Below are 24,590 nucleotides of genomic sequence, written 5' to 3' on the forward strand. Positions count from 1 at the left end.
GTACCTGAGCGCTGCGCGCTCAGGAGAGACCGGCCGCGCTGCGCGCGGCCGGGGGCGCCGTCGGCGCCTGCCCCTCCGCTTCGCTCCGGGGCAGGAACCGCCTCGCTGCGCTCGGCGGGGCCCGGCTTCGTCGGGCCAGAGCCGGCCCTTCGGGCCGGGGTCCTGCGCTTCGCTCCGGACGCGGGGTTCGGGTTTCCGCTGCGCTCCAACCCGAACGGCCTGCTCCGCAGGCCTGGGTGACCCCGTTTCACGGGGTGTAGGCCTTCGGCCTATCGGCCTATTGGGCGGGTTCGCTCTGCTCCCCCACCCGGCCTTCCGGCTCAAACGTACCCCCCATGTATCGAATGGCCCCACCCGGGAAAGCCCCCTGGACATGACCTCGCCCGTCAGACAACGATCAGGTCGGGCGGCCACAGTCCCACCAGGCTGCCCACCCGTTGGACCCAAACCGAGAGGAATCAGAACACCATGACCGGACGGATTCTCACGACATACACGTTCGCACTGGAGCTGGGAGGGATCGAGGTCGCAAGCTTCCAGGACTGCGGCTCAATCGCGTACGGAACGGACGTCATCGAGATGAAGCAGATCAGCCCAACCGGGGAACTCATGCTCACCAAGCAGCCCGGTGCCAGGCTCAGCGGCGAGGTCACAATCAGCCGCGGCATGGACAGCAACGCAGCGTTCACCACCTGGGTGAAAGAAACCGCCGCGAACCACAATGTCGACGCTGCTCGGAAGAACGTCACCATCACAGTGATGGACTCGCAGAAGAACCCGGTCCGCCGCATCAACCTCACCAACGCATGGGCCAGCAGCTGGTCCAGCCCCTCCCTCGAAGCCGGAGGCTCCGGGCCGGCCATCGAAAGCGTCACCATCACCTACGAAGACGTCACCGTCGAATAACCGAACATCCTCCCTCCCATCCGTAGCACGGGAGGGAGGATGTTCCGACGGAGTCCAAGCTTCCGACCACCTGGGGTATCCGCTCCCACACATGCTTCAATCCGAATCACAGCTAGACACTGGAAAGATCACCTCGTACCAGATCCACTGACCCCCGACAACGGTGTTGGCATGGATCAGCGAACCTGCACAATGCACAACTACCCTGACCCTGAACCACCGTCAGAACCTCGTGACCTGCGGATTTCACCGGACACTTCAGTGACGCCGACCACTGACAACAAGTGACGCGGCCGCCCACAAAATGTCGTGCCCAGCCAACATCTGCCATCGCGCCACACCCGACGCGAAGACGGTACGGCCCACAAGCTGAGCACGTGCCGTCAAAGTTTGAGGACGAAAGTCGGGAGTAGCGCTCTCCCGCAACGGGAAGATCGACCGCGGCGGCACCAGGCCGTCCAGGAGGAAGGCATAGACATGACCGACAAGGCCCCACAGAGCGATGCACCACAAGGCGAGCGGCTTCCCCTGGACCGGCCAGCAACCCTGACCCCTACGACAACCGACGGCGCGATCACCCTGACCTGCAGCGCCGGAAACATGATCCAAGGAACAATCCCGGTGGTAGACGGGGAGGGCAACCTCCTCGCCGTCTACACCGCAGGCCCCGCCCCCACCCCACAGACAGCAACCACGCGCAGCCTTGAAGGCGAGACCACCGTCAGCGGGTTGTCAGCAGGCGGCGCGTTCGCCGTCCAGTTCCACTACGCCTTCACGAGGTAACCGCACGCCCGCCCTCCCACAGAGCGCACAGGGAACGCGTACGGCTGCAGACTCACCGACACAGCCGGCCGCGGCCGCCCACCGAAGCCCATCGCGAGTCAGCGAGAAAAAGGATGACGAAGACCCCAGCCTGGTGATCGCTGGGGTCTTCGCGGCGTCCCGGAGAAAACCACAATTCTCAATACATTTGCGGAAGTCTCATCCAACCTGCAGCCCCCAGGCCAAGACCCCTCCGGCACCGGAAGCAACATCACCAAGCACCTCATCGACCTGCAGCACCACAGGTCAACGAGACAGCCCTGTCAACGGCCACACCGCAACATGAACGAGAACGCACATTGTCGATCATGCCGGGGTGCTGCGGTGGGCTCGATGCGGGGCGCCAGGTCCACGAGGGTGGACAGATCGTCCAAGGCCGTGGACGACTCGGTACAGTGGTGGAACGTGGCATCCCAGCGTTGCAACCTGACCGTGCATCCGTGCATTGTCAGTGGTGAGCAGCAGACTGGGGTCATGAGAAACGGCGGCCTCTGCCCGGCCTGGAAGCAGGGACAGAGACCGCCGCGGGATGACCCGCACCTCGCGCCTCTTGGTGTTACAGCACCAGGGGGCGCGTCGCGTTTTACAGGTGGCTGACCAGCGTCTCGTACAGCCACGCCACGCCCTGGGTGAACCAGTGCGCGGCATCTCCGGCTACGCCAGCCATGAAGGCCTGGGCTACGCCGTCGATCATGCGTTCGCGAGCAGTGCGACTCTCATCCCGGACAGGCGGCCGGCCGTCGTCCTGGAAACCATCGGACGTCGGCTTGTCGCTCTCCGGCATGGGAGCCCCCCAATCAGGACCGTCGCGCATCATGTGGATGGCCGGGGCGACGGTCCGTCAAAACCCGGCCCTCCAGAAGCTGCACAAGCCTCCGAACGGGCATTAGGAATCCTACGTGGCCCCGGTGACAGTTTCCGGGCACCGGCGGGTACCCTCATCCGTTGCACGACCGACGGCGAGGCGCTCAGCACTCCTGTAGACGGTGTTCGCAGGCCTTGTAGAAGCGGGAAGGCGCTGCCACCTGGGGAAACGCCTGGCAAGGCGACCCAGCCGCAACAACCTCCCGCTTGACGAACAACGTTCCGACTTAGCCGAGCTTGATGCCGTTCTCGGTCTGCCCCCTCGAAGGACGGCCCTTCTACCAGGTGCGAGAACGGCGTCTTGGCCACGCGGACGCCGTCCTTGTACTGGAGCTTCTTGTGGACCTATTCGCGGGTTCGCTCCGTCCTGCACAACTTGCGGTCGGAGATGGAGAAGGTGCACGCGTCGTCGTCGTACTTGCCGGCGTACCCCTTGTCACAGGTGCACGTCGATGTAGTCGATGTCGGTGAAGTCGACGAGCAGGCCCTGGGCGCGGTTGCCGCTGTCCTTGAAGTAGGTCTCCTGCAGCCCTTCTGCAGCGAGGGCTTGGAGCTGGGCTTCGGTGGCGCCGGCGTCCTGGGCGGCGAGCAGGCGGCCTGCGAGTTCGGGGGGCAGGTGCTGGGTGATGCGGCGCATGCGGCCGTCGTCGGTGGTGCCGGGGGCGGCGGTGAACCCGAAGTGCCTGATCCATATCCCGGTTTTCGAGGGGTCTGGGGCTCTAGGCTGTAGTGGTGTCCGAGGGTTCCGGGCGGCCCGGAGAGCGGGTGTGCGGGGGCTGCGGTGACCGGTTGAGGCCGGCCGCGCGGCCGAACGCGCTGTTCTGCTCGACGGCGTGTCGTGCCAGGTCATGGCGGCGGGATCGTCGGTTGCGGCGCCGGGTTCTGGCGGAGTTGAACGGGTCGGGCCGGGCGGTGTGTCGGGAGTGCGGGACGGCCTGGGTGGCCGGGGTGGACCGGCGTTCGGACGCCGTCTACTGCTCGCGGCGGTGCCTCATGAGGGCCTGGCGGTCGCGGAACGAATCGTTCGGCGAACGGTCACAGTGACCACTTCACGAACGCATCCGAATCGGACTTTCGATCAGATTCCGGCTTCTTCCGGTCGACCATTGTGATCTTCCTCGGGCGGGTCCGAGTCTCGATCGCGAGAGCGGGTCGTGTTCTGTCGCGGCCGAGGGGCCGTGCCCTGACCCGCCGTGGGTGGTGATCGTTGCCATGACCCAGGAGATCGAGAAGATCGGGAGTGTCGGGTTCGACCGATACACCGAGATTGTTGCCGAGCTGCGGAAGCTCGTGGAAACCATCGGACGGGCCCAGTTCGCCATCGGGGACTACGCGTTGGAGATCGAGCCGATGCGCGCGTTCCGGCAGCCGGAGCCGAGCGAGGAGATGTTCACGGTCCGGGAGTCGTTGCTCCGGCTCTCCGAGGACATCGGCCTGTCCTACTCGGTGGTCAAGAACTGCAGGTGGGCGGCGTCGAAGTGGCCCAAGGCCCGCCGGCGTCCGGAGGTGTCGTTCACTATCCACCGGATCCTGGGCAGGATCGAGGACGAGGAGGAGAGGTTCGCCGCGGTCCTGACGCCGCCCGAGGGCAAGGCCCGGTGGTCGGTCGACGACGCAAAGCGGAAGGTCGGCTGGCGGGTCGAGAACCCCGTCACGCCAGCGGAGAAGGTGTCCGCGATCCACGACCTGGCCCGGGACGAGGCGGTCGCGGCGACGGTGACCTCGGATTTCCTGCGGCGTCCGTCCGTGGTCTCCCAGGTCACCCCGGAGGACAGGATCAGGGCCGCGGAGGAATTGGTTCGCGACGACCAGGTCGCCGCGGCCGTCGTCCCGGACGTGCTGCGGCGTCCGTCCGTGGTCTCCCAAGTCACCCCGGAGCAGAGGACCCGGGTCATCGAGGAGCTGACCCGTGACGATCACGTCGCCGCGACGGTGACTACGGGCCTGCTGCGCCGGCCGGACGTCGCCTTCCGGGCGATGTCGGACGACACCGCCCGTCACCAGGTCAATCACGCTCAGGTCGAGCGGGGCAGGCAGGCCCGCGAGGACTTCGAGCGCACGAGTCCGGTCGCGCCGGCGGTGAAGCGGATCGACCGCTCGGTGGAGTTCCTGGACCTGATCACCGCCTGCCACGCGTTCGTCGCGGCCTCCGGACGGGTCGTTCCGGGGATGCGGGACCGGCAGCTCAGCGACGACGAGAAGGTGATCATTCACGAGAACGTCGCCCGAGTACGGGCGACGCTCGACTGGATCGAGACGGCCGTTGACACCGGCAAGGTCGACGTCGACGGCGAGCTGGCCCGCCTGCTGCAAGGCGAGTAGTGGGATGCCGCGCGCTTCGCAGCGCCGTTCCCCGGCGGCCCATAGGCACGCCGACACCGTCCGCTTCATCCTCTTCGAGGCACGACCGGCCGGCCTGGCCTTCAACCAGTTGGTCAGGTCGAGCGAGCTCTCGCCGCATCAGGCCCGCTCGGGTTTGGCCTGTCTGCGGGACACCATCGCCGAACAGGGCTGGCCGCCCCTGATCTGGACGAGGGCGGACGGCTACAAGTTCTGTTCCGACCCCGCAGAGCTTCAGGCCTACGAGGTCGCGGTGATCCGCGAGAAGCTCACCGAGATCCGCCGGTTCATCACCGGCGTCGTCGCCCCGCACACCGTCCTACAACCCAAGGGCCGGTGGGTCCGGCACCTGAACACCCAGCTCAACTCCGTCGAGTCCACCCTCGACGTGATCGCCGACTACATCGACGCTTGATCCCGCTGGGGGGGGCGGCCGCGAAGCGGCCGGCCCCCAGCCCTGTGAAGGGAGCAGATGTTGGCCCGGCGCCGCTGCTACCCCTCGGACACCTACGACGACGAGTGGGCATTGATCGAACCGCTCCTGCCCGTCCCGGCCTGCGAGACGATTCGCGGCGGTCGGCCGGAGAAGCACCCGCGGCGCGAGATCGTGGACGCGATTCGGTACGTCGTCGACACCGGCTGCAAGTGGAGGGCCTTACCCAAAGACTTCCCGCCCTGGCGGACGGCTTACAACTTCATGGCCCGCTGGGCCGCCGCTGGCGTGGTCGGGCAGCTCCGTGACCAGCTCCGCAAACGCGTCCGCCGGGACATGGGCCGCTCCCCTGGGGCGGTCGCCACCATCATCGACTCGCAGTCCGTGAAGGCCGCCGAGACCGTCGGCAAGGACTCGCGCGGCTACGACGCGGCGAAGAAGATCAATGGGCGCAAGCGGCACCTCGTGGTCGACACCAAAGGCTTGCCGCTGTTCGTGATGGTCACCCCCGCCGACATGACCGACCGCGACGCGGCGAAGGAAGTCCTGTTCCGGCTGCGGCTGATGCATCCCGAGATCACGATCGTCTGGGCCGATTCCGCCTACGCCGGACAACTCGTCACCTGGGCAAAAAAGTACCTGAACCTGACGGTCAAGACGGTGAGCCGGCCGAAGAACGCGGTCGGGTTCGTCGTCCTGCCCCGCCGCTGGGTGGTCGAACGCTCGATCGCCTGGGTCATGCACGCCCGCAGACACGCCCGCGACTACGAACGTCTCATCCAACACTCCGAATCACTGATCACCTGGGCCGCGATCACCCTGATGACCAGGCGCATCACCCGGCGACAATCCCGCAGGGCGACCCAGCCGGCATCCCGGGAACACACCCGGGACTGACCGAGGCCACAACAGCAAGTGCTTGATGCTCAGAACCCGTCGCCCCATCCGAAGGTGACGTTGTACGCGCGCTGGAGTGCATGCCGGCCATGGTCCCCGTCGGCGTAGGCCCATGCGAGGGCTCCGGTGAACCAGAGCAGAAAGACTCCGCTTACGACGCCCACAGCGACCAGCTTGCCGTACCAGGTGAGGAGGATCAGGGCGACGGTCACGATGGCCGCACCGAGGTGGGCTCCCCGCGAGTCGAGCGACGCGGCCTTGCGTGCCGCTCTGCTTTCAGCTCGTTCTGCGGCGAAGCGCTCCTCGCGAACAGACTGCGGTTCGTTCTCGTCGAAGTTCATCGGCGGGGCAGAACCTAGCGGTTCGGGTAGTAGGCCGGGAAGCACACGGCGCCGTCCGTGCCGCAGATCTCGGTCTCCGGAATCTGGCTCGAGTGCTTCTCGTAGGAGATCAGGCCCAGCTTGCGGCCCGAACCGAAGGTCACGACGGCGTCGTGGACCGGGCCCGCCGCCTCTGGCGTCGCCCCCTTGTAGTTGTACGGCCCATGCTCGCCCTCGACGACGGCAAGGAAGACGAACAGGCTGGGCTGTTCGCCGGGCTTCTCCTGGTACGGCTCGCCCGTCGTCACCTTCAGGACACCCTTGCGCGGCCAGCTCTCCGGAAGGGACCCGCACTCGACCCTGGCCAGCCCCTCGCGAACGATCGCGGAGCAATACGTACGGTCGTCCTCCATCCACAGGAGCTCACCGGCGTCCGGCGGATCCCTCCGGATCACCGCTACGAGATCGTCGGACGGCATCTCGTGGGACGGCAGCGACTTCATGGTCTTGCGGGCCGACGCCAGCATCGGTTCGTCGGCGACCGTGGGCCGCGCTGCACCGACCGGGACGGCGGGCCCCGATGAGGATGCCGGCTTGGGCGGCGAGGGCGACGCAGTGGGTGAGGCCTGTGCCTGCTGCGACTGGGGCGGCGCGGATCCCGACGGCGGAGGCGCCGTGCACGAAGTCACGGCCAGCAGTGCCAGTCCGTACCCCGCTCCGCGCGCGACGAGCCTGAGCCCGTGCCTGTTGAGCCCCATCTGCCCCACCCCCGTGGTCGAACCCCCGCGCCCCTCGAACGGGGCGAGCCCGCCGAAGCGTATCGCTGGGGCGCGGCCTGGGTACCGGCCGCGCCCGGTATCCAGCCGCTGACCGTCCCGCCCTGCCGCCCTGGCCGTCAACGGCAACCGCGCATACCTGTCATGAACGGCTCAGGAACAGGTACTCAGCTTGTTCTTTATCTACTGTCCGCGTTCATAGGGCGGGGAAGGTCGGTTCCAGAGGGCGTCTGACCGGCTGACAACCTTTCGCAGTTCGCGGGCGCTTCGGGGTGATATGGCCTGCATCACGGTGTCGAGGAGGGCTCGGGCTTCGAGGGGGCTGCCGCAGCAGTACCAGTGCACATTGCCCCACTCGTAGTCGTGCCACAGATCCCGCTCGGGCTGGTGGACATAGTTCTGCCACAGGCCCATAGCCGTGCTGACATCGCCTGGCTGCAGATAGTTACGGGTGTGCTCGAGACGGGTGATCTCAGACAGTGCACGCGAAGACAGGCCGTCGATGACTGGCCTTGCACCCGTTGTCCGGTGGCTGCCGGGGGCGCCGGCACGGATCTGTCCTGGCCGTCTACGCGGCATGGACCTTTCGGTTCGTCGTCATGCGGTACATGGTGCCACGGCCTCGAATGGCGTCTCGAACGGATTCGCTCGCATGGGGATTCGCCGGACGTGGAGGCGGCCTTCGTCTGATCATGTGCTCCGACCAAGGTGCGTGACCAAGACGAAGGCCGTGAGAGTGAGTCTTCTGCCAGATGTCGTCCGAAGGGAAGCGTTCGCGGAAGCGTCACGCTTCCGGGGCGAGTTCTACGAGTCTCTGACCGCCCGACGCGACGAGTTGTTCGAGTTGGTGGACGCGGTGCTGTGTGCGGACGGTGCGGTGAAGTCCCCGGTGGAGTTGACGCTGCTGCCCGAGCATCGTCGTGGACACGGAGCGATGTACGGCGGCCTGAACCACGGCCGGATCGACGTTGATCGGCTGCGGACGGTGCTGGCCGGGCTGCCGCTGCCCCGCTTCGACGGCGGACGCCTGGTCCTGGCAGTCGATGTGTCCCCGTGGTTGCGGTCGGACGCGCCGTGCTCGGCCGATCGGCTGTTCTGCCACGTCTATGGCCGTGCGAGGACGGCGTCGCAGTTCATCCCGGGCTGGCCCTACTCTTTCGTCGCCGTGCTGGAGCCGGGCGCCACGTCCTGGACCGCAATCCTGGACGCGGTCCGACTCGGCCCGGTCGACGACGCGACCGCGGTCACCGCCGACCAGCTCCGAGGAGTCGTTGAACGACTCATCGCCGCAGGGCAGTGGCAGGCCGAGGACCCGGCCATCGTGATCGTGAGCGATGCCGGGTATGACGTCACCCGTCTGGCGTGGGTCCTGCGTGATCTGCCGGTCGAGTTGGTGGGCCGGGTCCGCTCCGACCGCGTGATGCGTCTGCCGAAGCCGCCGCGGATGCACGGTGTCAACGGCCGGCCGCCCAAGCACGGCCCGGAGTTCCGTTTCGCCAAGCCGGAGACCTGGCCCGAGCCCGCGATCACCACAGTCACCGACACCACCAACTACGGCAAGGCCGAAACCCAAGCGTGGGACCGGGTCCACCCCCGGCTCACCCACCGCTCCTCCTGGCTCGACCACGACGGTGAACTACCCCTGGTCGAAGGAACGCTGATGCGGTTGAAGGTCGAGCATCTATCGAAGGAACGGGATGCTCCGCCGGTGTGGTTATGGTCCTCCAAGACCGGCGCCACCCCCGACGATGTGGACCGCTTCTGGCAGGCATTTCTCCGCCGCTTCGATCTGGAACACACCTTCCGCTTCGCGAAACAGACCCTCGGCTGGACCACCCCGAAACTCCGTACTCCCGAGGCAGCGGACCGCTGGACCTGGCTCCTGGTCGTCGCGCACACCCAGCTCCGGCTCGCACGTCCCCTCGCCGAAGACCTCCGCCGCCCCTGGGAGAAACCCGCCACATCCGACCGGCTCACCCCGGCCCGGGTCCGCCGAGGGTTCAGGAACATCCGCGCTCACCTCGCCTGCCCGGCCCGTGTTCCCAAACCCCGAGGCACCGGACCCGGACGGCCACCCGGCGCCAAGAACAAACACCGGGCACCCCGCTACGACGTCGGCAAAACCGTCAAACGCCCCGAGACTCTCAAGGCCATCGGCAAGCCCGGAAGATCTTGGTAGATAAAGAACAAGCTCAGTGTTGGCGGGCGTGGTGGGCTGCGCGGTCGCGCCAGTGGCAGTAGGCGGCTGCCGGGTCGGTCCAGTACTTCCAGGGGAGGCAGCCCACATAGCCGTCGATGATGCGGAACTGGCCGAGTGCGGCTTCGTAGCGCTTCTGGCGGGTCAGGAAGTAGGCCAGCAGGTGGCGGACCTCGGCGGTGTTCGGATGATCCGAGGGGGCCGCGGCGACGTCGGCGAGGGCCGCGTCGACCAGGGAGGTGAGGTGCGGGGAGCGGAAGTCGGCGCTGGTCGCGTCGGTGTCGCGGTGTTCGTACCAGGCGATCAGGGGCAGCGCGCTGAGGAGGCTGCCGAGCGGTGCGCCGGCTGCGGCCTTCTGCGCGAAGGACATGGCGCGTTCCTCCGATCCGCGCCACTTCGCGCACCAGTACTGCAAGGCCGCGTAGTGCGCGTCGTAGTGGTGCGGATCACGGGTGGTGATCTTCTTCCAGATCTCCTGCATAGCGCTGTCGGAGTAGCCGAGGCCCAGTGCCGCCCAGATCTCGTTGATGTGGGGCGTGGGGTCGTCGGGGTTCAGGGCGGCCGCACGCGCGTTCTCCTGCGGTGCGCGGGCGAGGGTGTTGTGGAACCCGGCGAACTGCTCACGGCTGGTGTCCTTTGCCCAGTTCCCGCCGCGTTGGTGCCAGGCCAGATTGACGACAGCCTTCGCCCGCACGACCGCGACGTCGGCATCATCAGGCCCTACTGCTGCCTCCCACGCCTCCAGCCAGCTCCCGGGCAGTGCGGCCCGGTGGGAGCCGAACGTGGCCGCGTAGTGGGTCCGCAAAGCCCAGTCGCAGCGCTTCCGGCTCTCCGTCATCAGCTGTGCGGCCGGCTCCCAGCTGCCCCGGATGGCCGCGGCCGCAGCCGCCTCCAGCTCGGGAGCGGATGCTGCCCGCCGGGTGTTCTGCGCGGACTGCGGGAGAAGACCGGCCTTGCGGGCGGCACGGGATGATCCGCTGCGGTCGGCAACGTCGCCGGTGGTGCGGCGGTAGTAGATGACCGCCACCGTGATGGCGAGCGCGATGACGACGATGCGTGTGACTTCCACGGCCGGAGACCTCGATAAGTAGTGATCGAAAACGATGAAGATCCTGGGAAGACCCGGCCCGCCGCCATACCCGCGATGACGCCGGTGTTCCGCCTCGCTGCCCGGACCTACAAGGACGCGAATCGGCGGAACGGTTCAGAAGACCTGTTCCGGGACGAAGCGTTCCCTCGCCAGCTGTTCCTGGCTGTCCGGCGAGAAGGCGTGCTGCGCTCCGAGCTCGGCGGGGATCACCGGGCTGCGCCGCCTTCTCCAGATGGCTCGGAGGGCAAGGGCAGGCATCCTCGAGTGCCCAGGGCCCTGCAGGTGGGAGGCTGAAACGTCTGCCTCCCACCTGCAGGGCCCTGGGCCAGGCCCGCCGGTGGGTGGCCGGTGCCTTGTGGTGTGCCAGAAGCCTCCCCGGTCGGCGGAGCCATTCGGGGAGGCCGAGGCGGGTCCGGTTAGAGGGTGCCGGTGATGGTGATGTTGCCGGTGTTGCCCTTGATGCCGGTGAGAGGCACCGGTGTGGTGGGGGCCCAGGTCTTGTCCGCCCGGCGGATGGTGTGCAGGGGCTGGTTGGCGGTGGTGACGACCGCGACCTGCAGCTCACCGTTGACGTGGGTGGCGCTGACGGAGCGGGTGGTGACCTGGCCGAGGACGCTGGTCAGGGAGGTGAAGGGGTCCCAGGTGCCGTTGGCCTTGCGCATCGCGTGGTACTGGTTGGCGCCGCTGTCGGTGGAGGTGACGATGTGGGCGTCGTCGCCGACGCCGGCCATCGCGATGTAGTTGATGGGACCAGTCGCGTTGGCGGCCTGCGCGACGTCACCCCACTTGCTCCAGTTGCCTGCGGTGTTGCGGATGGTGTGGAAGGCCTTGCCGCCGCTGACGGCCGCGACCTGGAGCTGGCCTGCGACGCTGGCGGTGGCGACGGCGCTCACGGTGCCGATCGGGCCCGCGGCGGCCGCGACCTCGCCGAACGGGATCCAGTTGCCGTCGGCCTTGCGCATGGTGTGGAAGACCTTGCCGCCCGCGACGGCCAGGACGTGGAGGTCGTTGCTGATGGAGACGGTGGAGACGTCGGTGATGTCGGCCGGGGTGCTGACGACCGTGTTGATGTCGCCGAAGTCGGTCCAGGTCCCGTCGATGGAGCGGACGGTGTGGAACAGGTGACCGGCGGCGGCATCGACGCCACCCACCGCGATGACATGGGTGTCACTGCCGACGCCACCGGCGGTCACGGCGGCGTTCTTGATGGCCCCGATCTCACTGGCCCTGGACTCGATGTCGGTGAACGCGGTCCAGGACCCGTCCGAGAGCCGCATCCCCTGGTAGATGCCCACACCGGTCTGGATGACGGCGCCTGTCTTCCAGCCGCTCGTCTGCGCCAGGATCTCCTGCTTCACCCAGCCCGCGAGGTCGTCCGTACGCGAGGCGATTGCACCGGTGCGGGTTTCGGTGGCGGGGGTGCCCAGACAGCCGCCCTGCCAGGACCGGCTGTTGATGCCTACCAGCTCGCCCGCGCTGTTGACCAGCGGTCCGCCGGCATCACCCTGGCAGATGGCGTCGGTGCCCTTACCGGTGATAGCGAGCGTGGTGGCGTCGGAGGAGGTGGCGCTGTATGCGGCGGTGTGAACCTTCCCGGGCACCCAGTCGGCCTTCGTCCGGCCGAACCCGGCGGCAGTCAGCGCGGCATTCACGGCGGGCTGCGCAGTAGCGAGCTTGATGGGGGTGATGCTGCTGCTCGTGACGGGCCTGGACAGCTTCGCGAGCACGACGTCGCGGTTGCTGTGGGGCACGATGCTGACGACATCGAACGTACTGGTGCTCACACCGATCTTGGCTGTGGTCTTCAGCTCCGGCTTCCCCGCCACGACCGCCGCACCGGGAGTCTTCGCGAAGCAGCTGGTCGCGCTCAGAACCCAGCTCGCGTCGACGAGAACGGCCGAGCAGGTACGACCGTTGGCTTCGTCTCCGATGCTGAGCCTGGCGACATTGGTGTACTGCCCGGCGGCGGCGGGGGTACCGACAGCTGCCAGAGCCGCACCGGCAGGGACGAGCGCGGTGGCGCCGGCAATGGTCAGGGCTGCGGCCATCAACCTGGTGCGTGGACGTATGTGAGACATGATTTTCCTAGGGTTTTCTGCGGGCGAGAACGGGCGGCAGGCGCCGGGTACGGTGGGCCGCCGATGGCTGCGGGATGGTTCAGCCGGTAATGCGGAGCTCGACCAAGGTGGAGCGCTTGTTGCCGGACGTCGCATCGCCTTCGCCCACAGGGGTCACAGCGTTCTTGGGCACGTTGACCGTTTTGGTCGGCTCTCCGGTCGTGGTGAGCTGGGCCTGCAGGGCGACGTTCTCGGTCCAGATGCCGTATGCGGCGGGGATCTCCAGCGTGAGGTAGGCGCCGGTGCCCAACGAGTCGAAGCAGTAGTTACGACCGGCATCGACGAGGCTCTCGACCTTGACGTCCCACGGCTTCGCGCAGTCCACCAGCAGGAGCCGACCGTCACCTCGCTTGAGCTTGATGCCCTGTTCCGCCTCGATCTGGGCAGCGTTGGGGTACGCGAGGCTCTCAATCGCGTACGGCATCACCTCCGCAGCTGGGGCCGCCGGGGCAGCAGAGGACTGACGCGCCGTGGCCAGTGCGGCCGCTCCAGCGACTACAGCAAGTGACATGAGCATGGCGGCAAGCGCCCTAGGAGTGCGAAGCATCACGAACGTTCTTCCTTCAAAAAAGGGACATCTAGCCCAGACCGCCCAACATAAGGGGCGGGTAAGCCAGTTGGATGAACTTACCAGTACGATCACGCTGCAGGGCGTTGGGACAGTTCGCTTTTGCGACTTCATCACCTGTCAGATCACATGCACTGCATGCCGAAAGGCTTGTCAGGTGTTAGATCTCACAGCTCGATGACCCAGTCATCCGCTCCGCCCCTTGGAGACTCGTTAGAGCGCAAGATCATTCACTGATCACGATTGCGATGTCACCAAGAGCCTCACACCCCCTACACGAAGAAGAAGTCCGTGAGAATAGGCTGGCGCCCCCTCGGCGCTACTAAGACAGCGCCGAGCGGTGCATGGACACGCAGAGTGCGCACCGCAACGGCGGCAGCACTGCCCCTGGCGCTCGTCACCGGAGTGATCGGTGCGACTCCCTCCGTCGCCAGCGAGGCCGGCCAGTTGCCCCTCCTGAGCCCACGTGGTCGGGTAGTGGAACTGTGGATTGTGGGCCGGCCCGCGGTGAAGGCGGCAGCCGAAGCCGCTTTGACTGGCACGGACGACGACGTAAACCGGTTCCTCACCCTGGAGAAGGGGCTCAGCGAACGCGCCGACCGGGCTGATGGCTTCAGCATCGTTAGTGTCGGCGGTAGCTCTGTTCGACAGGCAGCAACAGCGGCACTAGCTGCGAACAACGCCGAGACCCTTCGCACCTTCCTGGTTCAGGGCTGGCAAGCTCCCCTGGCCCAGGACCGCAGGGTCGAGGCCCTCTCGGTCATGAGCACCAGCGGTACTGGTGTGAAGGACGCCGGGACGAAGGCGCTGGCTGGTTCGCCCGAGGACGTGCGCATCTTCTTGGAGGAGACTCAGCACGCGGCACGGCGTACGGACAACCGTGTGCAGGTCATGTCCCTGATCAGCGTCGGAGGCCCCAATGTTCGGGCTGCCGCCGTCATCGCGCTGAAAGGTACGCCCGAGGATGTCCAGGAATTCCTGGACGTCGGACAGTACGTAGCACGTAACCGGGATCAGGAACACGCGACGGTCTCTGAGCTGGCTCGACAGGCAGAGCAAGCCGGCGCCCAGGCTGCTCGTTCCACGCAGCTGGCCAAGGACACCTCGGCTAGTGCCGTAGAAGCCGCAAGGCTTGCCAAGGAAGCGGCGCAGCGTGCGGCGAAGGAGACCGAGCTCGCCCGCAACGATGCACTCAAGGCCGCGGCTTCGGCGGCCACAGCCGCCGAGGCCGCGCGCGATGCCGCCACCGCGGCGCGGCGGGCCATCAGCGCGGCCAAGGCCGCGAATCTCGCAGCCCGTGTCGCCTCCAGCGCCGCGGCACAGGCCTCTGCTGCTGCCATTGGTGCATCGAACGCGGCGACCCGAGCCTTCCAAGCCGCCCAGGACGCTTGGGGTGACGAGGGCAAGGCAGCAGACGCGCGGAAGCTTGCAGATGAGGCGGACCGCGCAGCGGACGCGGCCGACATGTCCGCCCAAGCCCTCCGCACGGCTACCGACGCCGCTGCGGCCTCGGAAACCGCGGCGACCGCCGCCCAGGGAGCAGCCGGCAACGCTCTGACAGCAGCCGACGAAGCCGACAAGGCCGACTCCTTCGCTGAGGCCGCAGGCGTCAACTCGCACGAGGCACGCCGGGCAGCCGACGAAGCCCGGCGTCACGCCAACGAGGCCAAGCGCGCCGCAGGAGCCGCAGTGACCCTGGCCCGCAGGGCCAGGAACGCGGCCAACGACGCCGGAGCAGCTGCGACGTCCGCCGCCGACCACGCACGCAAGGCAGCCAAGGAAGCACGCCGAGCCGCCGACCACGCCGGAGAGGCAGCGCAAGCAGCCGCCGAATCCCGCAAACACGCCGCCGACGCGCAGGCAGCGGCCACCACCGCTACGAACGCGGTAACCCAAGCTCAGGCTGCACACCAACTTGTCCTCGACACCGAGGCAGAAGACCGTGCCAGCAGGACCGCAGCAGCCATCGAAGTCGCCACGGACTTCAAACAGACAACCGACGATCTGCAGGTCACTGCCAACCAGACGATCGACAACCGCAGCAAGGTCGACGCGGAAGGCACACGCCTGAGCGACGAAGCGGCCAAGCCCGACGTAGACGTGAAGAACCTCGCCACCCAGGGCCGCAAGTTCGCCCTGACTATGACGCAGAACCGCGGTCCCTGGTCCAAGCAGGCGGCACTCGAAGCCCTCGGCGGAACCGATGCAGAAGTCCGCGACTACCTGCGCACCCGATGGAAGCGCGCCTCACAGGATGACGACCGCACCCTCGTCGAGCGAATCGCCGACTCTGACGAGCAGCCCGAAGCGGTTCGCACCGCTGCGACAGCGGCACTGACGAAAACCTCGGACCAAGTCACCGCGTTCCTGCGGTCGGGTCAGTACGAAGCGGCCCGGACCGAGAACCGCGTAAAGATCCTCCAGATCATGTCGGTCGGCGGCACAGCCGTAGACGAGGCCGGCAAAAAGGCCCTGGAAACAGACACCGCTGAATCACTGCTGGGCTTCCTCAACCGGGGCCAGTACGAAGCACAAGCTGCCGACGACCGCGTCACCGCCACGAGCAGGCTCAGCACAGGTGGGGCAGAGACCAAGGCCGAAGCCAGGGTAGCCCTCGCGGGTCCGCCGGCCCTCGTGCACGACTTCGTGCAGCAGGGGCAGTTCACAGCCAAGTACAAAGACGACCTGGCCGACACCCATAACCGGCAGATCGAACGCCTCATCGCCGATGCCTCCGGAATCGCCTCCACCGCCAAAGCCAACGCTTGGAAGGCGGCACAATTCGCCGCTGTAGCTAACAAGGAAGAGGCCGCCGCGAAGGACGCCGAGAAGAGGGCAGCAGAATCTTCTGCTGACGCAGATGCCTACGCGGCAGCCGCGAAGAAATCAGCGGATGCCGCAGCGTCCTCTGCAACCAAGGCCGAAGCCTCGGCCGACAGCGCCCGAGGCGCTGCAGAAAAGGCAGCGCAGGACGCCACCGACGCGGAAGTATCAGCTCAGCTTGCCCTCAGTTCGTACTCCTGGGCTCGGGGATCCGCCGTCATGGCCAACCAGTCCGCCGACGACGCCTACGACGCAGCGATATCGGCAGGCAAAGAAGCCAAGGCGGCAGAAGACGCTAAATGGAGTGCATTCAACTCCTACACGGCTCTCTACCGACGCGAATACGAAGCCCGCCTAAGCGCGGAAGAACAACGCCTTCGTGCGCAAGCGAAGAAGATCAAGGAGGAAAAGGAGTACCAATGCACCCCTGGTGCAGCCATCGCCTGCGCCCTCTTCGCTGACGACGACCAGACAGTCACCTATTCGGCATACTCCCAAGGAATGATGTTGGCGTCGGGAGCCCAAGGTGGCATCGACTGCTACAACACTCTCAACATCAAAACCTGCGCCATAGCCGCAGTGGCTTTTGTCCCGCTGCCTGTCGGAAAAGCAGCGGCCCTATTCGCTCGAGGACTTCGTGCAGGACGAGCTGGCACCGAAGCTGCCGCAGCCACATCATTTGCCTTCACGGGAACCGGGGCAGCTGTCGAGTCATTCGCCGCAAGCAGAGGCGGATGGGCCACAGCTTCCGTCTGGGATACAATCCACGCCACGCAGCCGACGTACCCAGGAACAATTCTACCGCGTTCGTTCACAGTCAAGCTGCCGTCGCAGCGAGAGCTCTGGGTGCACGGGAATGGCTCTAAGCATATATTCGAGGAAACTCAGCGCGCAGGGTCGGGATACATGCAGAAATACAAGACCGACGAACTACTAACCAGCATGATCCGCGCCCTCGATGCCGCATACAAGGACGGAATTCAGTACGGCGCGAAGGTTCTCAGCAACAATTGGGAGTTCATAGTTGACCTTCCTCGCAAAGCTGGCGACCTCCCGACACTAAAGCATGCAAGGAGACTAGGTTAAGGTGTCTGTGTACTTGGCACGCGTGAATAAATCACCCAGCCCGCAAGTTGAGGTTGACGAGTACGTCCCCGTGACGCTCACGTGGCCCCGGTATCACACGGTGTCAGAACCGCCAGCAAGCATGATGCTGGAGTTGGAGGGCTGCCTCTTCGAGGTGAAGACCGACCGCTCTAACGGCGAACTGATCGAACTCATCCTTGTGGACGTCCAGCGCAAAAATCTAGTTCGAGTGCCAGCCCCTCTCGAATGGCAAGATTTCACACCCGGCGTGCCATGCCTTAACTCCGAAGAAGAGCCAGAAGAATCCGCCAATTCGATGCAGGCGAGACTCCACCCCAACGGGTTCCATATGACTCTGCGTTCAGAAAAAGTCACGCAGTGGATCGGTGACCAGAATTGCATTTTTGGATTCTCGTCATCGGACAGGCTGGCCAACATCCTGATCCGCCTAAGCCCTGAGGATGTAGGTTTGGCATTCAGTTAGGAACATCAAGATCCATCCAGTGAGATGGGCGCGTCCGCGTTAAGAGGCGGGCGCGCCCATTGAGCCTTTTCCAACCTCATGCTGAGGAGCGGTGGAGGACGAGGACGGCCTTCACGATGTCGGTGATGCGGTTGGTGCTGCAGCGGAGTTTCCGCAGTAGACGCCAGCCTTTCAAGACGGCCATGGGGTCTGATGCAGCGTTGGGTGACAGGTTCAGTCACGCGGCCTGAAGAGCCGACGTGGTCATGACGGTCTCGTATTCGACGGGGGTCAGCCGGCCGAGGGCGGCTTGTCTGCGGCGTCGGTGGTAGGTCCGTTCGATCCAGGTCACGATCGCGATCCGCAATTCCTCGCGGGTGGACCAGGTGCGTCGGTCGAGGACGTTCTTCTGCAGCAGGCTGAAGAAGGACTCCATGGCCGCGCTGTCGCCGGCCGCCCCGACTCTTCCTATCGAGCCGACCATCCGGTGCCGGTCGAGGGCCCGGACGAGCTTCCGGGAGCGAAATTGGGCGAGTTCAACCAGTCGTTGCAACACCGGCTTCTTGGATCGAGAGTAGCTGCTCACCGAAGACCTCGGCGGGAGTCTTCCAGCCGAGAACTTTGCGGGGGCGATTGTTGATCGCCAGGGCGACGGCCTCGAGGTCCTCGGCAGACCATCTGGCCAGGTCGGTTCCCTTGGGGAAGTACTGGCGCAGTAGCCCGTTCGTGTTCTCGTTCGTCGGTCGCTGCCAGGGCGAGTGCGGATCGGCGAAGAACACTTTCGTCCCGGTGTCGAGAGCGAACTGGGCATGACCGGAGAGTTCCTTCCCCCGGTCCCAGGTGAGGGTCTTGCGCAGCTGCTCGGGCAACTGCGTCATCGACGTGGTGAGTGCCGTGTTCATCGCGATCGCGCCGTAGCCCCCGAGCGAGGGGCCGCTCTTCACGGGCGGATTCTCGCCCCAGCCCTCGAGCCGGGGCAGGTGCACCAGGAGCGTGGAGCGGCTGCTGCGCTCGACGAGCGTGCCGATCGCGGAGCGGCCCGTCCCGATGATCAAGTCGCCCTCCCAGTGTCCCGGGGCCGCACGGTCCCCGGCCTCGGCGGGGCGTTCGCTGAGGACGACGTCCGCGGTGACATGCCCCTGCGGCTTGTTCTGCGACCGCGCTCGGGGAGCCCGCAGCGCCCGGCCAGTGCGCAGGCACGTGACCAGTTCCCGCTTGAGCGCGCCACGGCCCTCGATGAACAGTGCCTGGTAGATCGCCTCATGACTGATACGCATGGACTCATCCTCGGGGAAGTCGACAGGGAGCCGGTGCGAGATCTGTTCCGGGCTCCATGCCATCGCCCATCGTCTGTCCTGCCGGTGCGGCTTGTTCAGCCCTTTCCACTCAGGTGCCTGCGGCCCCGCGACGACTGTCCCGTCAGGCCGGCGGACGTTCCCGGCCAGCCGCTCCTGCACGTACTCACGCAACGGGTCGTTGCCCAGGAGCTTCGCGCTCTTCGGACGTTTGGCCGCCTGCTGGGCCTTCCACTGCGCGACCGTCGCGCGGTACTCCTGCTTGCCGGCGCGCGTGGCGGCGTTGCGGCGCAGTTCCCGAGAGATCGTCCCCGGGTCACGCCCCAGAGCGCGGGCGATCTCGCGCACGCCCTTGTCCGTCGCCCTGAGGATCGCGATCTCCTCGCGCTCCTCGAACGTCAGGTAGCGGCCCGAGGGCTCGGCCAACGAGATCGGAGGCATGCCGCCAGCGTGACGAAACCACCTCGCACCCACCGGCCACGACACGCCGACCGCCAACGACGCCTCCACCGTCGTGACCCCCGTGGCGATCAGCCGCCAAAACTGGCGCTGCACGACCCGAGACGGATCAGGCCGCCCCGGTGAACGCATCGCCGGCCGCAACGCACGGTCAGCACGCCACTGTCGACGCCTCCCCTCCGGAACATCGCTGGTCTTCAAACTCCAGTCCACCGTAGCCACGCCGCACACCTCCGAGATCAGGGTGTTGCGACGACCAATTGAATCCGCCTTGTGACCCTCTGTCGCTGTGCAGGATGCATCCGGCGACGCTCTGTCGCCGGGCGACGGCGTTGTCCAGGGCGGTCACTGCCAAGCGGGACTTCATCCGGGCGTCGATGGAGTAGCCCACGATGCGGTTGCTGAAGGCGTCCTTGACCGCGCAGAGATACAGCTTGCCCTCGCCGGTGGCGTGTTCGGTGATGTCGATGAGCCACAGGCGGTTCGGGCCGGTCGCGGTGAAGACGCGGTTCACCAGGTCGTCGTGGACCGGCGGGCCCGCCTTCTTGGCCCGGCCGCGTTTCTTGCCGAACACACTCCACCACTGGTTGTCCCGGCAGATCCGCCAGGCGGTGCGGTCAGCCATGCCTGCACCCGCGTCGCGGGCCTCGTCGGCCAGGAAGCGGTAGCCGAACTCCGGGTCGTCGCGGTGCGCGGCGAACAGCGCCTGCGCGCGATGGGCCTCCTCGACCCCGGCTGCGGTCACCGGCTCGTCGAGCCAGCGGTAGTAGGGCTGTCTGGCGAGCTTCAGCACCCGACACGCGACCGTGACGGGCACCCCGTCGCCGGCCAGCTCCTTCACGAGCGGGTAGATCCTTTTCCCGGCAGGTTCGCCTGCGACAGATAGGCCGCCGCCCGCCGCAGGACCTCGTTCTCCTGCTCCAGCAGCTTGATCCGCCGACGCGCTTCCCTCAGTTCCGCGCTCTCCTGGCTGCTCGTCCCGGGCTTCACGCCGTCGTCGATGTCCGCGCGGCGCATCCACTTCCACAACGTCATCGCGTGGACGCCGAAGTCGGCGGCCACCTGCTCGACCGTGACGCCCGGACCGCGGTTCCTCGCGACCCGCACGACGTCCTCGCGGAACTCCTGGGGATAAGGCTTGGGCACAGCGACATCCTTCCCACCTACCCGACAGGGCAAGCCAGTTCAGATGTCACCCGATCGTGCGGCAGACCCTCCTCGTGACCGTGCGGATGGCCTTCATCGGCTACGACTGCCCGCAGATCACCGTCGTGGGAATCCTCACCCACTACCGGGACCGTGGGCACCTCATGCAACTCGTCGGCCGCGGTCTGCGGGTATGGAGCGACATGGCGCCCCGCGAGCAGTCCTGCCTGATCATCGCCCCCGACGACCCCCGGATGAAGGAGTTCCTCGAACACCTTCGCGGCCTGCGGGAGGACGGTTTGCGGCGTGTAAAGGAACGCGAGGCAGGTGAAGCGGACTCAGGTTCCTCCAGCGAAGGACAGCTGGCTTTGTCCTACGTGGAGTCCGCGGTGGCGACGACGACGAGGGCGGCCAGCAACGACACCGACGTCGAGTCGGACGAGCTGTTGCTAATCGAGTCGATCAAGGTCGAGGTCGACTCCGCCGAGGACGCGACGAAGTTCGCCCGGTTCCTGGAGCTCTACGGAATCAGGACCAAGCTGGGAGACCAGGTCCCAGGACCGCGCAATGACCTCGACAACGAGATGATTGTCCAGGTCCCCCAGCCGCCTCGCACCGACAAGGAGATCATCGACGAGCTCAAGAGCAGGACCACCAGCGCCATCACCCGGTACCTTCGCAAAGCCGGGGTCGCACCTGGTTCCCCGGGCTACCAGGACGCCGTCACGAAGGCCACCTTCAGGGTGAACGAAGCCGCTGGTTACACCGCGAAGACCGCCAACACCGTGGACCTCGCCGAGAAGCGGCTGCAGGCCGCACTAGCCCTGAAATAGGAGGGCTCATGAGCGTACGCATAGAGTCGAACTCGCAGCTCACCCCAGAGCAGGAGCGGGTCTACCGGCTTCGAAACGCTGCGGAGCGCGATGGCGGAACCCCTGGGGGCTTCCTTGAGTTGATGGCGGCCGTCGTGGCAGACGACACGTGGCGGCAGATCCCCTCTGCCGTCAACGCCTCGGAGCCGTTCTCGTCCTTCGCGGAGTTCATCGAGGCGAAGCCGCCCTTCGGGCTGGGGCAGCGTGTCGAGGATGTGCACACCCTCCTCCAGATGCGCCACCCTCACGAGGCAGCCGCCGAGTTCCGGGCCAAGATGGACGCCATGCGCGCCGACGTGCGGCGTCTCCTGGCAGAAGACGGCATCACCGGCTATTCAGAACAACAGCGTGACCGCGACATCCAGGCATGGGCTGCGCTCGACAAGTCCGGCAGCTGGTGGCTGGCGTTCTTCGTGGCGTGCCAGGTCTCACCACAACCGACAGCCGGGGACCCTAGGCGTAAAGCCACCGCGAAGATCTCTGCCAGCGAATTCGCTCGGCGGGCGGGCACGTCAGCGGACCGGGTGCTGCGCTACTACAAAGCGTGGGAGGCCGCGTACACCGCCGGCGCGGTGCCCGTCGGGTCCGATCAGCTCCATCCCGGCCATGAGCCAGTGGCGCTGCCCCCATCCGACGACTGGACTCTTTACTACAGCAGCCGGCGCAGCGCGTCGACGGACCGTGGCGCGCTCATCAGTGCGGCGGCTGAAACAGAAGGTATCCGACCTACCAAAGCCCTTGAGGTGGCGGAGAACCCAACTGCGCTCCGTGCCGCGATCCTCGGCGACCCCAAGACCGCGGATGCCGCGCGTGCGGCACTCAAGGCGCTCAGCGTTGAAGAACGCCGAAGCGAGCATCTCGAATACGTTCGCCAGGTGGCGGAGGCTGGAAAGGCACAGGTGGGTTCGGGTCAGGTCCTGGAACTGCCGGAGCAGATCAGAGCCGAAGTGTCCGAGCAGCTCGCCGCCATTGCCGAGCAGCCTTCGGATGCCGACGCGGTGACCAGCGCCTACGAGACGGTGCAGGAACTCGTCGCAAAGGCCGTTGAAGCAAATCCGGAGCTCCACGCCAGCGAGCAGCGGGCACGATTCCAGACGGCTCTCAAGGCCACCCGGAGGAGCATCGGCATCATCGACCCCGAGCGTCTTCCCTCGGTCATCGACGACAGCCTCCGCGAGGAGATCACGGCACTACAGGAAATCGTCAACACTCTTGTCGCAAGCATCGCCAGCCACGGACGCTGAATACGGGCATGCGCCGACCCCTTCCTTCCGGCGGGGCCGGCGCACGACGACCCGAGGTCAGACCCCGCGCACTATGTCGCTACGGCGGACCTTGTAGTGCCGCTCGCGCACTTCTGGGTCGCTGACCAGCGTCGTTTCCCCGACCTGCATCCAGTGACGCCAGTAGGCAGCACCGCCGTGGTTCTCCCCCATGCACGAGCACACGCAGTCGTCACCTTCCGCGTCCTGGCACCGCTTGTCGCAGCGCTGCCGCATGGAGAACTCCAGATAGAGATCGATCTCCCCGAACTTCAAGGCCATCGCTTCGACCAAGGAACGCAGGTGTGGACGTGCAATCTCCCAGCGTGCGGGAACTGCATCACGGTTCCACGTGGGGCGCATGTACGACCCCAGCTCGTCCAGGATCCACCGCCTGTTTGACCCACCTTCGTAGGGCATCCATGCCTGGAGCCGTACTTCTCCCACTGGGCGTCGAACCCATGGATTCGTCACCAGCTACCCCCTCCGCGTCGTATGTCCCACATCTTTGATCACCCGCGTAATGAGCGCCAGGCCTACGTCGCTCCATGAGCGGACACGATCGCGTGTGCAGATCACCAGCGAGTGAGCGGAATCCGGCAGCAGCCGGGTGTTCTACCAGGGATTGCACTCGTGGAGTGGAACTGTCGGCGCGGCGAGCCGGGCACGGTCAGAATCGGGCGGCTGGGTAGTATCCGGGCTGCGGCAGGAGGCGTACGCCGCGAGCCTGATGGCCGGTACCCCACTCCGGCCACGCCTCAGGTGAAGGGCACCCGGCCGCTCGGTCCGAGGGATGGCCCCGCCGCACGACCAGCACACCCGCGCGCAATCGACTCTGCGGGGCGAGTGGGGGCCCTGGAGCGGAGATCGATCATGACCAAAGCAGGCGCTAGCGGAGCCAAGAGCCGAGCCCGCAAAACCCAGCAGGCCACCGGGCTGAAGTACACGGAACTCCGGCAACCAAAGTCCCCGCGGAGGCATCGCGGCCGAGTCATCCAGTTCCTCACCGAAAGCCACGAAGTGGCCACCCTCCCCTACCAGATTGCTGCGGCTTGGACCCGGCAGGGGCTACAGGTCTTGATGCTCCACGAGTACGAGCCCTACCGGACCGACCTGGACCTCTACTCTCGGAACGTCAAGAAGCGCAAAGCAGCCGAAGCACGGGCTCAGGCACACCCCGGCCCCCGAAGCACCGTCCTCCTGCACCCCGCCCGAGGCCACGGCCAGCTGATCGAACAGCGCACCCCCTGGTATGTGCGCGAGGAGGGTGGTTCCCCCGCGGGTAAGGACACCCCCCTGCGCGAGGCGCTTGAAGCCGGCCGGACCCAGTTCGACATCGTGGTCCTGATGGGCGGTAAGGCCTATCCCCGAGTTCCCCTGGTCGATGACTTCGTGCTCCTGGCCCACACCACCGACGGCATCCCCTTCAGAGAAGGCCTCCTCCGCGGACGCGGCAGCGACAGCCGAACGGAGTGGATTCCCCTCTCGCCGGTGCAGAGCGCCGCGCTCCTGCGGGACCGCCACCTCCAGTTCCTGTACCACCCCGTCCCGCTCCTGGGCATGGTCACCTCCGAAACCCACTGGCCTGAGGACGCTCCGGCCCGCCCCGAACCAGAGTTCGTGAAAGCCGTGGAGGAGAACATGGCGGCGGTGGGAATGCCGCTGCTGGGGCACATCACCCTGAACCGGGAACTCGACAACCTGCTGGAGCGCCAGCGACGGCCAGCGACGGCGGCCACGGCCAGGCCCGATCACGGGGTGGTCAACGCAGCACACGCCATCCACCGTCATAAGCCGCACCTGTAGGTCAGCCACGGCGGCACTCATTGGGGTGGAGCCGCCCCATGCGCGAAA

General features: G+C 66.4%; 21 protein-coding genes and 3 pseudogenes. 11 read left to right on the top strand and 13 right to left on the bottom strand.

The window, feature by feature from the left end; translation table 11 throughout:
• Positions 1-468: 468 nt before the first annotated feature.
• Both OG898_RS28015 and OG898_RS28020 read left to right on the top strand, forming a co-directional pair.
• Positions 469-906, top strand: a complete 438-nt coding sequence (locus OG898_RS28015) for a phage tail protein (RefSeq protein WP_266960569.1) — start codon at positions 469-471, stop codon at positions 904-906.
• A 477-nt stretch (positions 907-1,383) separates the two neighbouring features.
• Positions 1,384-1,689: a hypothetical protein gene (locus tag OG898_RS28020; RefSeq protein WP_266960570.1), complete on the top strand. Its 306-nt coding sequence runs from the start codon at positions 1,384-1,386 to the stop codon at positions 1,687-1,689.
• A 622-nt stretch (positions 1,690-2,311) separates the two neighbouring features.
• Here the strand turns inward: OG898_RS28020 and OG898_RS28025 are convergent.
• Positions 2,312-2,512 carry a hypothetical protein gene (locus tag OG898_RS28025; RefSeq protein WP_266960572.1) on the bottom strand — a complete coding sequence of 67 codons (201 nt, stop codon included), beginning with the start codon at positions 2,510-2,512 and terminating at the stop codon, positions 2,312-2,314.
• Positions 2,513-3,028: 516 nt separating this feature from the next.
• Positions 3,029-3,271: pseudogene (locus tag OG898_RS28030) on the bottom strand (XRE family transcriptional regulator); the annotation flags it as partial.
• Between the two features lie 533 nt (positions 3,272-3,804).
• Here OG898_RS28030 and OG898_RS28035 point away from each other — a divergent pair.
• The 3 genes from OG898_RS28035 to OG898_RS28045 are packed head-to-tail and all read left to right on the top strand — an operon-like array spanning position 3,805 to position 6,262.
• Complete coding sequence (locus OG898_RS28035; protein ID WP_266960574.1) at positions 3,805-4,914, top strand: DUF6192 family protein; 1,110 nt, start codon at positions 3,805-3,807, stop codon at positions 4,912-4,914.
• 4 nt (positions 4,915-4,918) lie between these two features.
• Positions 4,919-5,347, top strand: coding sequence for a RacP protein (locus tag OG898_RS28040; protein ID WP_266960576.1), 429 nt, complete (start codon positions 4,919-4,921; stop codon positions 5,345-5,347).
• 60 nt (positions 5,348-5,407) lie between these two features.
• Positions 5,408-6,262, top strand: a complete 855-nt coding sequence (locus OG898_RS28045) for an IS5 family transposase (protein ID WP_323184916.1) — start codon at positions 5,408-5,410, stop codon at positions 6,260-6,262.
• Between the two features lie 29 nt (positions 6,263-6,291).
• On the opposite strand, the gene OG898_RS28050 is transcribed toward OG898_RS28045, so the two are convergent.
• Both OG898_RS28050 and OG898_RS28055 read right to left on the bottom strand, forming a co-directional pair.
• Entirely contained in the window at positions 6,292-6,603 is a 312-nt protein-coding gene (locus OG898_RS28050; protein WP_266960578.1) for a hypothetical protein, read from the bottom strand.
• Positions 6,604-6,617: 14 nt separating this feature from the next.
• Positions 6,618-7,109 carry a hypothetical protein gene (locus OG898_RS28055; protein ID WP_266960580.1) on the bottom strand — a complete coding sequence of 164 codons (492 nt, stop codon included), beginning with the start codon at positions 7,107-7,109 and terminating at the stop codon, positions 6,618-6,620.
• A 985-nt stretch (positions 7,110-8,094) separates the two neighbouring features.
• On the opposite strand from OG898_RS28055, the gene OG898_RS28060 reads away from it, so the two are divergent.
• Positions 8,095-9,537, top strand: coding sequence for an NF041680 family putative transposase (locus OG898_RS28060; protein ID WP_323185073.1), 1,443 nt, complete (start codon positions 8,095-8,097; stop codon positions 9,535-9,537).
• A gap of 13 nt (positions 9,538-9,550) precedes the next feature.
• Here the strand turns inward: OG898_RS28060 and OG898_RS28065 are convergent, their stop codons facing one another.
• From OG898_RS28065 to OG898_RS28075, 3 genes are all read right to left on the bottom strand, one after another.
• Positions 9,551-10,624, bottom strand: a complete 1,074-nt coding sequence (locus tag OG898_RS28065) for a hypothetical protein (RefSeq protein ID WP_266960584.1) — start codon at positions 10,622-10,624, stop codon at positions 9,551-9,553.
• 437 nt (positions 10,625-11,061) lie between these two features.
• On the bottom strand, positions 11,062-12,693 hold the full coding sequence (locus tag OG898_RS28070; RefSeq protein ID WP_266960586.1) for a S1 family peptidase: 1,632 nt from the start codon (positions 12,691-12,693) through the stop codon (positions 11,062-11,064).
• A gap of 109 nt (positions 12,694-12,802) precedes the next feature.
• The gene (locus OG898_RS28075; RefSeq protein WP_266960588.1) at positions 12,803-13,186 is read right to left on the bottom strand and encodes a hypothetical protein; all 384 of its coding nucleotides are present in this window, start codon (positions 13,184-13,186) and stop codon (positions 12,803-12,805) included.
• A gap of 501 nt (positions 13,187-13,687) precedes the next feature.
• On the opposite strand from OG898_RS28075, the gene OG898_RS28080 reads away from it, so the two are divergent.
• Both OG898_RS28080 and OG898_RS28085 read left to right on the top strand, forming a co-directional pair.
• Positions 13,688-17,239: an ALF repeat-containing protein gene (locus tag OG898_RS28080; protein ID WP_266960590.1), complete on the top strand. Its 3,552-nt coding sequence runs from the start codon at positions 13,688-13,690 to the stop codon at positions 17,237-17,239.
• Position 17,240: 1 nt separating this feature from the next.
• Positions 17,241-17,723 carry a hypothetical protein gene (locus tag OG898_RS28085; protein ID WP_266960592.1) on the top strand — a complete coding sequence of 161 codons (483 nt, stop codon included), beginning with the start codon at positions 17,241-17,243 and terminating at the stop codon, positions 17,721-17,723.
• Between the two features lie 76 nt (positions 17,724-17,799).
• Here the strand turns inward: OG898_RS28085 and OG898_RS28090 are convergent.
• The 5 genes and pseudogenes from OG898_RS28090 to OG898_RS28110 form a co-directional block, all read right to left on the bottom strand.
• Positions 17,800-17,907, bottom strand: a pseudogene (locus tag OG898_RS28090) (IS5/IS1182 family transposase); the annotation flags it as partial.
• Between the two features lie 33 nt (positions 17,908-17,940).
• Positions 17,941-18,234: pseudogene (locus tag OG898_RS28095) on the bottom strand (IS3 family transposase); the annotation flags it as partial.
• Between the two features lie 4 nt (positions 18,235-18,238).
• Entirely contained in the window at positions 18,239-19,438 is a 1,200-nt protein-coding gene (locus OG898_RS28100) for an IS30 family transposase (RefSeq protein ID WP_266962643.1), read from the bottom strand.
• A 169-nt stretch (positions 19,439-19,607) separates the two neighbouring features.
• Positions 19,608-20,297, bottom strand: a complete 690-nt coding sequence (locus tag OG898_RS28105; protein ID WP_266960594.1) for a DDE-type integrase/transposase/recombinase — start codon at positions 20,295-20,297, stop codon at positions 19,608-19,610.
• Entirely contained in the window at positions 20,294-20,602 is a 309-nt protein-coding gene (locus tag OG898_RS28110; protein ID WP_266960596.1) for a transposase, read from the bottom strand. Before OG898_RS28110 ends, OG898_RS28105 begins: the two co-directional genes overlap by 4 nt.
• A 56-nt stretch (positions 20,603-20,658) precedes the next feature.
• On the opposite strand from OG898_RS28110, the gene OG898_RS28115 reads away from it, so the two are divergent.
• Both OG898_RS28115 and OG898_RS28120 read left to right on the top strand, forming a co-directional pair.
• A complete protein-coding gene (locus tag OG898_RS28115; RefSeq protein ID WP_266960598.1) occupies positions 20,659-21,435 on the top strand; it encodes a hypothetical protein in 777 nt (258 codons plus the stop codon).
• Positions 21,436-21,443: 8 nt separating this feature from the next.
• Positions 21,444-22,718: a hypothetical protein gene (locus OG898_RS28120; protein WP_266960600.1), complete on the top strand. Its 1,275-nt coding sequence runs from the start codon at positions 21,444-21,446 to the stop codon at positions 22,716-22,718.
• Positions 22,719-22,775: 57 nt separating this feature from the next.
• Here OG898_RS28120 and OG898_RS28125 read toward each other — a convergent pair whose 3' ends face one another.
• Entirely contained in the window at positions 22,776-23,030 is a 255-nt protein-coding gene (locus tag OG898_RS28125) for a hypothetical protein (protein ID WP_266960602.1), read from the bottom strand.
• 579 nt (positions 23,031-23,609) lie between these two features.
• On the opposite strand from OG898_RS28125, the gene OG898_RS28130 reads away from it, so the two are divergent.
• On the top strand, positions 23,610-24,542 hold the full coding sequence (locus OG898_RS28130) for a hypothetical protein (protein ID WP_266960604.1): 933 nt from the start codon (positions 23,610-23,612) through the stop codon (positions 24,540-24,542).
• Positions 24,543-24,590: the final 48 nt, after the last annotated feature.

The organism is Streptomyces sp. NBC_00193 (assembly GCF_026342735.1).
GTDB classification, from domain to species: domain Bacteria; phylum Actinomycetota; class Actinomycetes; order Streptomycetales; family Streptomycetaceae; genus Streptomyces; species Streptomyces stoeckheimensis.

Coding starts and splice junctions, on each gene's coding strand:
- OG898_RS28120 (WP_266960600.1), top strand. CDS start 21,444: ATGAGCGTACGCATAGAGTCGAACTCGCAGCTCACCCCAGAGCAGGAG.
- OG898_RS28075 (WP_266960588.1), bottom strand. CDS start 13,186: ATGCCGTACGCGATTGAGAGCCTCGCGTACCCCAACGCTGCCCAGATC.
- OG898_RS28020 (WP_266960570.1), top strand. CDS start 1,384: ATGACCGACAAGGCCCCACAGAGCGATGCACCACAAGGCGAGCGGCTT.
- OG898_RS28050 (WP_266960578.1), bottom strand. CDS start 6,603: ATGAACTTCGACGAGAACGAACCGCAGTCTGTTCGCGAGGAGCGCTTC.
- OG898_RS28040 (WP_266960576.1), top strand. CDS start 4,919: ATGCCGCGCGCTTCGCAGCGCCGTTCCCCGGCGGCCCATAGGCACGCC.
- OG898_RS28025 (WP_266960572.1), bottom strand. CDS start 2,512: ATGCCGGAGAGCGACAAGCCGACGTCCGATGGTTTCCAGGACGACGGC.
- OG898_RS28015 (WP_266960569.1), top strand. CDS start 469: ATGACCGGACGGATTCTCACGACATACACGTTCGCACTGGAGCTGGGA.
- OG898_RS28035 (WP_266960574.1), top strand. CDS start 3,805: ATGACCCAGGAGATCGAGAAGATCGGGAGTGTCGGGTTCGACCGATAC.
- OG898_RS28130 (WP_266960604.1), top strand. CDS start 23,610: ATGACCAAAGCAGGCGCTAGCGGAGCCAAGAGCCGAGCCCGCAAAACC.
- OG898_RS28055 (WP_266960580.1), bottom strand. CDS start 7,109: ATGCTGGCGTCGGCCCGCAAGACCATGAAGTCGCTGCCGTCCCACGAG.
- OG898_RS28100 (WP_266962643.1), bottom strand. CDS start 19,438: ATGCCTCCGATCTCGTTGGCCGAGCCCTCGGGCCGCTACCTGACGTTC.
- OG898_RS28070 (WP_266960586.1), bottom strand. CDS start 12,693: ATGGCCGCAGCCCTGACCATTGCCGGCGCCACCGCGCTCGTCCCTGCC.